Origin of the sequence: Ensifer adhaerens (genome assembly GCF_028993555.1) — a bacterium.
In the GTDB taxonomy this organism is placed as follows: Bacteria; Pseudomonadota; Alphaproteobacteria; order Rhizobiales; family Rhizobiaceae; genus Ensifer; species Ensifer adhaerens_I.
The window spans coordinates 383,357-395,030 of sequence record NZ_CP118610.1; the positions used below are offsets into that span (position 1 = coordinate 383,357).

Sequence of the window (11,674 nt, forward strand, 5' to 3'; positions counted from 1 at the left end):
GCATGGTCAAGTCAACTTGAGGCCGGTCGATGTAGGTCGGCGCCCGGCAGCGATGCCGGCGCGGACATGATGTCATCCCTTCTCGAGCACTTGTTGATTTAGCATTCGACTATCGAGGTGGCCTCCCAGCCACCTTTTTTTTATGCCGTTTCTGCCGTCAGAATGTGCAAGGCGGGCTGCCCCAATCGTGTCAGGAGCGGCCTTCGAGAGAACGCGACACGGCAATGACCGGGATCATGCCGGCGATGACGATGATCATGGCGGCAACTGAAGCGTCCTCGACCTTCGCCCGCGAGGCATCCTCGTAGACGAGGGTGGCGAGCGTGTTGAAGTTGAAGGGGCGCAGCATGATTGTGGCGGACAGCTCCTTCATCGTTTCGATGAAGACGAGCAGGGCCGCAGTCAGAACGGCTGGGCGCATCATCGGCAGCAGCACGGTGCGCAGGGTCTGTCCGCCCGTGCGCCCGAGTGCGCGCGCGGCCATGTCGAGATGCGGAGAGAGCTTCTGGAAGCCCGCTTCGAGCGAGCCTTCCGCCATGGTCAGAAAGCGCACGCTGCAGGCATAGATGATGGCAAAGCCGGTGCCGGTCATCATCAGGCCGGTGGAGATGCCGAAGGTCTCCCGCATGCCGGCATCGATTGCGTTGTCGAGGGCCGCGAGCGGAAAGAGCACGCCGATCGCCAGTACCGTGCCGGGCACGCCGTAGCCGAAGGAGGCGAGCCGTCCCGCAATATCCGAGACCCGGGAGTGCCCGGTGCGGGCCGCATAGGCCAGCACAAAGCCGAGCAGCACCGTGGCCACCGCCGTCGCGCCCGAAACCAGGATGCTGTGGAAGAGCGCGTTCAGAAGGCGAGGCTCCACGAACTGGTCGATCCGCTTAAGCGCGAAATTGCCGAGGATGAAGAACGGCACGGCGAAACCCGAGAGGACAGGCAGCAGGCAGGCGAACATCGCCGCCCATTTCTTCCAGCCGGTCAGCGACAGCCGGACGGCGTCGTGAACGGCCGAAGTCGTCTTCTGGCTGGAAAAGCGTTGGCGGCGCCGTGCCGCGCGTTCGATCATCATCAGCCCGATCACGAAGACCAGCATGATGCAGGCGATCTGTGCGGCGCCCGCAAGACTGCCGCGGTTCAGCCAGGTATCGAAGATCGAGAAGGTCAGCGTCTGCACGCCGAGGAATTCTACGGCGCCGATATCGTTCAAGGTCTCCATCGCCACCAGCGTCAGGCCGATCATGATCGCCGGGCGGGCCATCGGAATCTGGATACGGAAGAACACTTTCAGCGGACCGGCGCCGAGCGTGCGTGCGACGTCCGCGGCCGCCCGTCCCTGCATCAGGAACATCGAGCGGCAGGCGAGATAGATATAGGGGTAGAGCACCGAGCTCAGCACCAGCACCGCGCCGCCGAGCGAACGGATATCGGGAAACCAGTAGTCGCGACTCGTCTTGAAGCCGAAGATGACGCGGATCAGGCTCTGCACCGGTCCGGTAAAGGTGAAGAGTTCACCGAAGGCATAGGCCGCAAGATAGGCGGGAATGGCGAGCGGCAGAACCAGGGCCGCGGACAGGAAACGGCGGAGCGGAAACTCGCAGCTTGCCACCAGCCATGCGGTCAGGATGCCGATGACGGCAGTGGTAGCCCCCGTCAACGAAACGAGTAGGAGCGTCCGCCCGGTCGCACGCGGAATGACGTTTTCCATGAGATGCGGCCAGTTGCCGCCCCCGCCCGATACGGCGAGCCATGCGATCGCGATGATCGGCATCAGCACGATCACCGACGTCAGGCCGGCCCAGGTCGCCAGGAGAGGGTGGGAAAGACCGGTTCCTGCCCGTGCAAGACGCCGCTTTGTGCTCTGAGTGGTGGACTGCAATCGATCGATTCCGAAGCGAGACGGCAGGAATGGCTAACCGGCAGCCAGCAAACTGGCCGCCGCAAGTCAACATTTCCTTATAACATCCGGTCTCAGTTCGCCAAGACGCGTTGTGACGGGAAGGAGATTTCCACCAGCGTGCCTTCGTTCGGCGCCGAAGTGATCGAGAAGTGCGCCCGGTTCGCTTCCGCCATGGCCTTGGTCAGCGGCAGGCCGAGTCCGGTGCCATCGCCACGCTTGCGCGCGCCCGTCGTCACCTGCCGGAACGGTTTCATCGCCTGGTCCAGCTCGCTGCGCGTCATGCCGACGCCGGTGTCGCGAATCCGCAGGATGACGCTGCCGTTTGCCTCGTAGGAGGTCGACACGACGATCTGGCCGCCTGAGGGCGTGAAGCGGATGGCATTGGCCAGGATGTTGAGCGCGATCTGCTTGATCGAGCGACCGTCGGCAACGACGTTCGGCACGGCCGCCGACAGAGAAGTGCGGATGATGACACGCTGGCTGTTGGCCTGCGGCTGGACGAGCGATACGGCCTCGGAAACCGCCTCGTTGATCTCGACGGCGCCGAAATCCAGCTCCATTTCGCCGGCTTCGATCTTCGAGATATCCAGGAGATCGTTGACGATATCGAGCACGTGGCGGCCTGAGCGGCCGATATCGCCGGCATATTCGATATAGCGCGGGTGGCCGACCGGGCCGAAGTGCTCGCTCGCCATCATGTCGGAGAAACCGATGATGGCGTTGAGCGGCGTGCGGATCTCGTGGCTGACGCGCGCGAGGAACTCGGTCTTGTGGGCATTTGCCGTTTCGGCTGCGCGCTTGGCGTTCCGGAGCTCTTCCTCGGTCCGCTTCCATTGGGTGATGTCGCGGATCACGGCGCAGAAGCCGTTGGAGGCCGACAGCCTTCCGATGGTCATGAACAGCGGGATGAAGCCACCATTGGCCTCCCGCCCGATCACCTCGCGGCCGTCGTTCAACACGCTCGCCACGCCGTGGCCGGAAAGACCGTGCAGATAGTCGATCACCGCCTTCTGGCTTTCGTGGGCGAAGAGCGCGGCGAAGGGTTTGCCGCGGATCTCGCCCTCGTCATAGTTGAAGAGGGCGCTCGCCGAACGGTTCACCGAACGGATATCACCGTCATGGCCGAGAACGACGACGCCATCGGTGGCGGTTTCGAGGATGGATTTGAGCTCGTCGATTTCCGTCTTCAGGCGGTCGACCTGTTCGCCGCCGGCGACCGTCTCGTCACCCTTGGCCGGCTCAGCGCTCGGCACACTTGCCGGCGTCAATGCCAGCATCAGGGCGCTCTTGCCGTCCCAGCGCATCGAGTGCAGGCGCGCGGTGACCGGCCGCAGCTGGCCGTCCTTGCGGATCAGCGTCATCGTTCCGTCCGGCTCGCCATCGACAGCCTCTTCGCCATTGGCAAAGAGCGCGTCTATGCCGCCTTCCTGTGCGAAATCGTCGAGATCGCCATAGGCGGTGAGCCGCAGAAACTCCGGATTGGCGTGCAGCAATTGGTCGCCACGATGGACCAGCATGCCGATCGGCAGGCTGTCGAGGATCTCACCGCTGAGGCCGATGTCGGCCGCTTGCTGCTGGACTTCGGCTTCGCCGGGGGCGTCCTCGCCTGTCTCCGCATCAATCTCGGTTTCGTTTTCGCTTGTCTGGATAGGCGCAATGTCCTCAAGCGGCGGCTCGTCCAGCGTTGGCTGCGGCGAAGCGGTGTCGTCGTTCTCGCTCGGGAGGACGGGCTCGTCTGTTGTCGCGCTGGCTGTTTCCGCGCTTTCCGGCGCCGTTTCTCCGTCTTCGTGCGGTTTGCCGAAATTCTCGCCCAGTTGCCGGGCGATCTCGCGAAAGGCCGCCTGTTCGCCGCGCGTCAGAGCGCTCGCCGCACGGTGCTGCTCCAGTTCGACGATCTTGTCGGAAGTCCGTCGGCCGGGTGTCTCGACGACCCGCAGCGCCGGACGCTCGCCCTGGAAAGGATCCGACGCGGCCAGGGGCCCTTCAACGAGGCTTTCTTCTTCAGCGGGAAAATCCGCGGCTTCCGGCGCGGCCGAGAAAAGCGGCAGGTCTTGCGGTTCGGCAGCGCTGCTTTCACCCAAGATAGGCTCTGCCGCAACTTCATGCTCGGGTTGCTCGTCGAGCTGCAGATCGGCGGCAACCTGGTCTTCGGCCTCCACTTCGCCAGCTGGACCGTCGCTTTCGTCCCGTTCTGCCAGGGCCGCGTTCGTCTCCGCCTCCGTGAGGCCGAGCGCAAGGCCGTTGGCGTTCTCGTCATCGACCGCATCTGCCAGGCGCACGATGCCGAAGCCGCGGAAGCCGTCGAATTCACGCGAGCGGGAATAGGTGGGCAGAGCGGCGAGATCGACCGGAACCTTGAGGCTCGTGCCTTGAATGGGCCAGAAGATCGTTTTGCCGGACCAGGTGTCGCGACGCTGCAGCAGCGTGCCGATCTTGTGGTCGCGGTCGAGATCGTAACGCGCCGCAACATCAGTGAAGCTCGCGCCGATCACGTCGGCCGCGCGCGGGCCGACCGCAGTCGCGAATTCCTCGGAGATTTCGCTGAATCGGCCCTCGGCATCGATTTTCCAGACGAAACGCACCGCACGACCGCCGGGCGTGAAAACGAAATCCGCCTGCTCTTCGGGAGCCGTGGCCAGTTCGGTGATTTCGGCCGTCTCAACTTCGGTCTCTGCCTGCTCGGCGGCAGCCGCTTCGACGGTTTCGACGGTGGTCTCGGCGCTCAGGTTCTCGGCGTCGCCTTCGTCCTCGGACGGCGCAATTGTCGCCTCATCGGTGGCGCTGGACGGCTCAGGCTCGATGACGTCGTCCGCTGCGGCGCGGATTTCGTCCGTGACGCCGGCACTGTCGTCGGCCTGTGGTTCGACGTCCTGTGCCTCGGGTTCGTCAGCCGTTTCCAACGGCTCGACCGGCACCGGGCCTGCGGCCGTTTCTTCGCCCATTTCGTCGGTTGCCGGTTCGGCATCGGTGGCAATCTCGCTTGCACGAAGGCCCTGATGCTGCACGAGCGGCAGCGCCGGCGCTTGCTCTGCTTCAGGAGAATCGTCCTCGGCGTCGAGAGTGCCGAGAATGGTCTCGACGGCAAAGAGCAGGTGCAGCGACGGGTCATCGGCGATCTTGCCGACGGCCGCCGGAAGATGACCCTTGCGGGTGGCGACCGGCCGTTTGATCAGCCAGTCGTGATCGCGAGAGACGGCGACGACGAGTTGCTTGCGCGTCTCGTCCGACATGCCAAGGTCGGGAAAGCCTGGCGAATGCGCGACGATGGCGCCATCGCCGTCGAGCACCGCCATGTGGGTGTCGGGGCCGTCCAGACCGGCGATCATGCGTGCGGCCCGATCTTCGATCGAAAGTGGTGCGCCCGCATGCGGCGCAGTGAAGAGCACGGCATCCTCGTCCGGCCGAACGCGGATCATTTCGACGGCGACATTGAGCGGCGTACCGCGAAAGCCCGAGTACTTGCGGATCGAAAGCTGGCGGCGGTCACCGACGCGCACGAGCTGTGCCGCGACGGCGCGCAACTGGCGCAGCGAAAGATCGTTCTGTTCCGGCCCGGCATCGATGAAGTCATAGATCGATCCGGCACCGAAGAACGCAGCACCCTGATCGTTTGCCCAGAGGATGCGTGCGAAATCCCGCGAAAACAGGATCGCCGCATCGCCGCGGGCGAAATGCTCTCGCACCCGCGCATGCACGGCGATGTCGATGAAAGGATACTGTCTTGCGGGCATGGACTGGCCTATTGACGGATCACTTGCGGGTTAACACTCTATTAATACCCGGCGGATCCGTAAGGGTCCAGCGAGGCCCGAAGCTTCGTCCCGGCTTTCACCGCGAAAGGTTAATGCGGCGGTTTTTGTGCGTTGCACAATTTTATTGCAATGCACAAGGGGATCGACTATATAGTGCGCATCAAGCAACGGCGCCTCAGAAGAGGGCCAGACACCAAGGAGCGCTTTGATGGCTACCAAGAAGACCGACGACGTATTTTCCCTTTCCTCGTTCGACCCGGCGAAGTTCACCGACAGCTTCCGCGATTTCGCGGAAAAGGGTGCAGCCCAGTCGAAGGAAGCCTATGCCAAGATGAAGACGGCCGCCGAAGAGGCGACGAAGACCGTCGAAGCCACGCTTGAAAGCGCTCAGACCGGCACCGTCGAAATCGGTCTCAAGGCGATCGAAGCGCTGCGCACCAATGCCGAAAACTCGCTCTCGCACATGGAAGCGCTGCTCGGCGTGAAGTCGCTCTCCGAACTCGTCGAGCTGCAGACGGGCTTCATCCGCAAGCAGGCCGAACTCGCCGTCGAGCAGGCCAAGACCATGCAGGAAGCGACCAAGAAGGTTGCCGAGAACGTCGTAAAGCCGGGCAAGGAAGCTGCCGAAAAGGCAATGTCCTCCTTCAAGAAGGTCTAACCAGGCCGATCGTGCTGCCTGGCCCGTGACGACAGTCGCTGCCGCCCTCGGATTTGCCGGGCGCGCCGAAATTCAAAAAGACCGGATGGGTTGCCATCCGGTTTTTTTGCAGGATAATCTCAAGTTAAGGCTTGCAAAGAGACGGAAGTCTCCGTATGTGAGCCGCCAAGCGACACACGTCGCTGCCGTGCGGTTGTAGCTCAGTTGGTTAGAGCGCAGGTTTGTGGCACCTGAGGTCAGTGGTTCAACTCCACTCAACCGTACCATTTCTTCCTCATCTCGTTGATATTGAAGCGTTTCGTGGCCATTGCCCGCAACGTCCGCATTCTCAAAACAACTTGGCCATCGCTCTCAGCGCCACCATGTCATTTACACCGTTCTGGTAAAGCTCGAGCAGCCGGACTGCGAGCGCGGTGGCCTCCGATGAGCGTCGCGAGAGATTTCTCTCTCTTATCGCATCCTTGAAGACGTCTTCGATCTTGATGAATTCACCCGGCAGGATTGGCCGGCTCGTAGCAGCAACAAGCATCGTTCCATCCTCCTTCCTCGAATCCAGGTACGAGCCGCTTTCGCAGAGAGTTCGCCTGTCCCGGCCGTTGCCCCGAGCCATTGCCCGGGTTTTCCCATGGATCAGAAACGCTGGAAGACAACGCTCTGTTCCTGCCGCTGCGCTACCCAAATCGGGCTAGTGGGCGGTAGGGCTGCTGGCTGGGTGAGGGAGCGGCAGTCCAGCTCGGGCTAGCTGCCGATGCGGGCCTCAGGCGCTCGCGGTCAAGCAGTGACCGGCCGCAGATCGAATAGACATCAGGCCCATCCGCCGGTAAAATTTCGAGAAAGGATTCTCGGAAGGCACCGCAATCCATGGCCAACGAATCCATCATGCGCAGGCTCGCCGCCATCCTGGCTGCTGACGTCGTCGGCTACAGTCGGCTGATGGAGCGTGACGAGAAGAATACCTACACGCAACTCATGGCGCGCTGGAAAGAGGTGCTGGAGCCACTTGTCGCGAGCCATCAGGGTCGGGTCTTCAAGACGACAGGGGACGGGGTGCTCGTCGAGTTCTCCAGCGCCGTCAATGCGGTCGAATGTGCGGCAGCCCTTCAGCGGGCCATGGCGGCCGCAAACAGGGACGTTCCGGCGGACCAGGCCATCGTGCTGCGCGTCGGGGTCAACATGGGCGACATCATGGTCGCCGACAGTGACCTTTATGGCGATGGCGTCAACGTCGCGGCCCGGATAGAGGCGCTCGCCAGACCCGGCGGCGTGGCGATTTCGGACGGGGTGCACGAATATGTGCATGGCCGCATCGACCTCGAATTCATCGACAGCGGCCACCACGAGGTCAAGAACATCGAACGCCCGGTGCACATCTGGAGCTGGTCGCCGGATGAGTATGGGGACGCGCCTGCGAAGGTCGTTCCCGAAGCACCGCCGCAACTCCCGAGCCGGCCATCGATCGCCGTCCTGCCGTTCGACAACATGTCCGGCGATCCGGAACAGGGTTACTTCGCCGATGGTATCACCGAGGATATCATCACCGATCTTTCGAAGGTCTCCGGTCTCTTCGTCATCGCCCGCAATTCCTCCTTCGCCTACAAGGGCAAGTCGCCCGACATCCGCCAGGTCAGTCGAGATCTCGGCGTTCGCTACGTGCTTGAAGGCAGCGTTCGCCGTGCCGCCAATCGCATCCGTATCAACGCCCAGATGATCGACGGCACGACAGGTGGTCATCTCTGGGCCGAGCGCTACGACCGCGGGATCGAAGACATCTTCGAAGTTCAGGACGAGGTGACCCGCACGATCGTCACTGCGCTCAAGGTGAAGCTGACCACCGGCGAGGAAGAGCGGCGTGAGGGCCGCAACAAGGTCGATCCGGAGGCCTATGACCTGCTCGTGCGCTCCCGTCAGGCGATCCTTAGGTTCGATGCGCGATCCTCCGCCGAGGCACGCAGTATGCTTGAGCGCGCCATTGCCATCGATCCGGGGCTTGCCGCCGCCTACGCCTCACTCTCGATCATCGCCTTGACCGACTATATCAATCGCTGGAACGGTGGAGCGTTCGACAATGTGTCGCGTGCGCTCGAACTCGCCCAGAAGGCCATCGATACCGACGACAACGAGGCGCATGGCCATCACGCCCTGTCGCTGGCACTCTGCTGGGGACGACGTTTCGACGAGGCGGAACGTGCAGCGCAGCATATGCTGAAGCTCGATCCAAATTCCGCCAGCGGTCATACGGCGCTCGGCTCGATCCGAGATTTCCAGAGTCAGTTCGAGGAAGCGCTACCCTATTACACCCGGGCCCACAGGCTCGATCCGCAATTCGACCTGTCGCTGCATTTCCTCGGACGGACCCTGCTCAATCTCGGCCGCTTCGACGAAGCCGAGATTGCCTTCAAGCGGCGGTTGGCCCTGGCGCCGCGCTCGGATATGACGCGTTTCTATCTTGCCTGCCTTTATGGTCGCACCGGGCGCGCCGAAGAAGCGCGGCGCTACTGGCATGAGGTCTTCGAGGTCAATCCGAGCTTCTCCATCGATCATTTCAAGCGCGCGATGCCTTACAAGGATCCGACCGTGCTCAACCGTCTGATCGACGGCTTGCGCGAGGCCGGCATTTCGCTCTGACCCCTGCGCAAACGACCGGGCTTCGCGGCCACTGGCTGGTCAGATGAAGATCTGGTGTTCCGCCGTTATCAACTCCTGCAGAAAGGCCACCACCGTGCGCACCCGCACGAGGTCGCGGGCACTTTCGTGATAGGTCGTCCAGTAGGCGCGGCGGATGGTCGTCTCCGGCAGGATGCGTTTGAGTTCCGGCGTGTGGCGGGCGATGTAGTTGTGCAGGATGCCGATACCGGCGCTGGAGCGCACTGCCTCCGTCTGGCCGGTGGCGCTGGAGATCTCGAACGACGCGTCCCAGCTGCGCATGATCTCGGCCGAGAAGTTCAGCGATGGGGTGAAGATCAGGTCCTCGACATAGCCGATGCGGCGATGGTCCCTGAGGTCATCGATCGTTTGCGGCGTGCCGTGCTTTTCGAGATAGTTCGACGAGGCGTAAAGGCCGAGCGTGTAGTCCGTGAGTTTTGAGGAAACGAGACGCCCCTGTTCCGGCCGCTCGATGGTAATCGCGATATCGGCCTCGCGCTGCGACAGCGAGAAGGACCGCGGCACCGGCACGAGCTGCAGTTTCAGTTCCGGATAGCGCGCGGTCAGGCGGCCGAGCCGGGGCGCCAGGAAAGAAACGCCGAAGCCGTCGGGCGCGCCGATGCGCACAGTGCCGGCGATCGCCGTGTCGATCCGGCCGATCTGCGATTGTGCCGCCAGCATCTCGGTCTCCATCCGCTCTGCGGCCGTCAGGAAGATCTCGCCTTCGGCCGTCAGTTCGCATCCGTTCGGCCGGCGCACGAGAAGCCGCGTCTTCATCGCTTCCTCGAGCGCCGTCACCCGGCGGCTGAGGGTCGCGTGGTTGAGACCGAGCCGTTTTGAGGCGGCGAGGATCTGGCCCGTGCGCGCGACGGCTAGAAACATTCTGACATCGTCCCAGTTCATAGTGTCGAGGCCTCGGTTTGCAGCCGTGGACTTTAATTTCTGCACAACGGTTGCTGAATATCGGAAATTGATTTGTTGAAATCGTAGTGCGATCATGCCGCCACAATCAAGGTCTGGAGGAACCATCCATGTACGAATTGGGTCATTTCATCGATGGCAAGCGCGTTGCCGGCAAGAGCGGCCGCGTCAGCAACATCTTTAACCCGGCAACCGGCGAAGTGCAGGGCACCGTGGCGCTCGCCAGCGACGCGGAACTGGCGGCAGCCGTCGAAAGCGCCAAGGCAGCGCAGCCGAAGTGGGCGGCCACCAACCCGCAGCGTCGCGCCCGCGTCTTCATGAAGTTCGTCGAGCTTCTGAACGCCAACATGAACGAGCTCGCCGAGATCCTCTCGCGCGAACACGGCAAGACGATCGAAGATGCCAAGGGTGACCTTATCCGCGGCCTCGAAGTCTGCGAATTCGTCATCGGCATTCCGCATCTGCAGAAGAGCGAATTCACCGAAGGTGCCGGCCCCGGCATCGACATGTACTCGATCCGCCAGGCCGTCGGCATCGGCGCCGGTATCACACCGTTCAACTTCCCGGCGATGATCCCGATGTGGATGTTCGCCCCGGCGATCGCCTGCGGCAATGCCTTCATCCTGAAGCCGTCCGAGCGTGACCCATCCGTTCCGATCCGCCTTGCCGAACTGATGATCGAAGCCGGCCTGCCGGCCGGCATCCTCAACGTCGTCAACGGCGACAAGGGCGCGGTCGACGCAATCCTGACGCATCCGGATATCGCTGCCGTCTCCTTCGTCGGCTCGACGCCGATCGCCCGCTACGTCTATGGCACCGCGGCGATGAACGGCAAGCGCGCCCAGTGCTTCGGCGGCGCCAAGAACCACATGATCATCATGCCCGACGCCGACATGGACCAGGCCGCCAACGCGCTGATGGGTGCCGGCTACGGGTCGGCCGGCGAGCGCTGCATGGCGATCTCGGTCGCCGTGCCGGTCGGCGAAGACACCGCCAACCGCCTGATCGAGAAGCTGACGCCGATGGTCGAAAGCCTGCGCATCGGTCCCTATACCGACGACAAGGCCGACATGGGCCCGGTCGTCACCAAGGAAGCCGAACAGCGCATCAGAAGCCTCATCGACAGCGGTGTCGAACAGGGCGCCAAGCTCGTCGTCGACGGCCGCGACTTCAAGCTTCAAGGGTATGAGAAAGGCCACTTCATCGGCGGCTGCCTGTTCGACAACGTCACGCCCGACATGGACATCTACAAGACCGAAATCTTCGGACCGGTTCTCTCGGTCGTTCGCGCCAAGAACTACGAGGAAGCCCTCGATCTGCCGATGAAGCACGAATACGGCAACGGTGTCGCGATCTACACCCGCGACGGCGATGCTGCCCGCGACTTCGCCTCGCGCATCAACATCGGCATGGTTGGCGTCAACGTGCCGATCCCGGTTCCGCTCGCCTACCATTCCTTCGGCGGCTGGAAGTCCTCGTCCTTCGGCGACCTCAACCAGCACGGCCCGGACTCGATCAAGTTCTGGACCCGCACGAAGACGATCACCGAGCGCTGGCCCTCGGGCATCAAGGATGGTGCCGAGTTCGTCATGCCGACGATGAAATAACGGGATACGATATCCTCCCGCCTCAGGGCCTCCTTCGGGAGGCCCTTTTTTGTTGCAATCGGAGACGCAGCACAACTAGTTTGAGAATCGCGGATGGCTGGCGCGAACATTGATCGGGCGCCAACCACTTGTTGTATTAGCTGGTGAGCGGGGGCACACCAAGCGGCTTATTATTGATTATATTCAGTTGAAACAGGGC

The 11,674-nt window shown here is 62.7% G+C and carries 7 protein-coding genes and 1 tRNA gene; 4 read left to right on the forward strand and 4 right to left on the reverse strand.

Translation table 11 applies throughout. The features are described 5' to 3' along the window. Positions 1-190: 190 nt before the first annotated feature. Complete coding sequence (locus tag PWG15_RS01775) at positions 191-1,873, reverse strand: ABC transporter permease (protein ID WP_275022788.1); 1,683 nt, start codon at positions 1,871-1,873, stop codon at positions 191-193. 92 nt (positions 1,874-1,965) lie between these two features. Beyond that, complete coding sequence (locus tag PWG15_RS01780; RefSeq protein WP_275022789.1) at positions 1,966-5,625, reverse strand: PAS domain S-box protein; 3,660 nt, start codon at positions 5,623-5,625, stop codon at positions 1,966-1,968. A gap of 229 nt (positions 5,626-5,854) precedes the next feature. On the opposite strand from PWG15_RS01780, the gene PWG15_RS01785 reads away from it, so the two are divergent. Both PWG15_RS01785 and PWG15_RS01790 read left to right on the forward strand, forming a co-directional pair. Continuing rightward, entirely contained in the window at positions 5,855-6,304 is a 450-nt protein-coding gene (locus PWG15_RS01785; RefSeq protein WP_275022790.1) for a phasin, read from the forward strand. 189 nt (positions 6,305-6,493) lie between these two features. Then, a tRNA-His gene (locus tag PWG15_RS01790) sits at positions 6,494-6,570 on the forward strand. 62 nt (positions 6,571-6,632) lie between these two features. On the opposite strand, the gene PWG15_RS01795 is transcribed toward PWG15_RS01790, so the two are convergent. Beyond that, positions 6,633-6,833, reverse strand: coding sequence for a hypothetical protein (locus tag PWG15_RS01795; protein WP_275022791.1), 201 nt, complete (start codon positions 6,831-6,833; stop codon positions 6,633-6,635). A 332-nt stretch (positions 6,834-7,165) separates the two neighbouring features. On the opposite strand from PWG15_RS01795, the gene PWG15_RS01800 reads away from it, so the two are divergent. Further along, positions 7,166-8,929 (forward strand): adenylate/guanylate cyclase domain-containing protein, encoded by a 1,764-nt coding sequence (locus PWG15_RS01800; RefSeq protein WP_275022792.1) that lies wholly within the window; start codon positions 7,166-7,168, stop codon positions 8,927-8,929. A gap of 39 nt (positions 8,930-8,968) precedes the next feature. Here PWG15_RS01800 and PWG15_RS01805 read toward each other — a convergent pair whose 3' ends face one another. Next, positions 8,969-9,850: a LysR family transcriptional regulator gene (locus PWG15_RS01805; protein ID WP_275022793.1), complete on the reverse strand. Its 882-nt coding sequence runs from the start codon at positions 9,848-9,850 to the stop codon at positions 8,969-8,971. 128 nt (positions 9,851-9,978) lie between these two features. On the opposite strand from PWG15_RS01805, the gene PWG15_RS01810 reads away from it, so the two are divergent. After that, positions 9,979-11,475, forward strand: coding sequence for a CoA-acylating methylmalonate-semialdehyde dehydrogenase (locus PWG15_RS01810; RefSeq protein ID WP_275022794.1), 1,497 nt, complete (start codon positions 9,979-9,981; stop codon positions 11,473-11,475). Positions 11,476-11,674 lie beyond the last annotated feature (199 nt).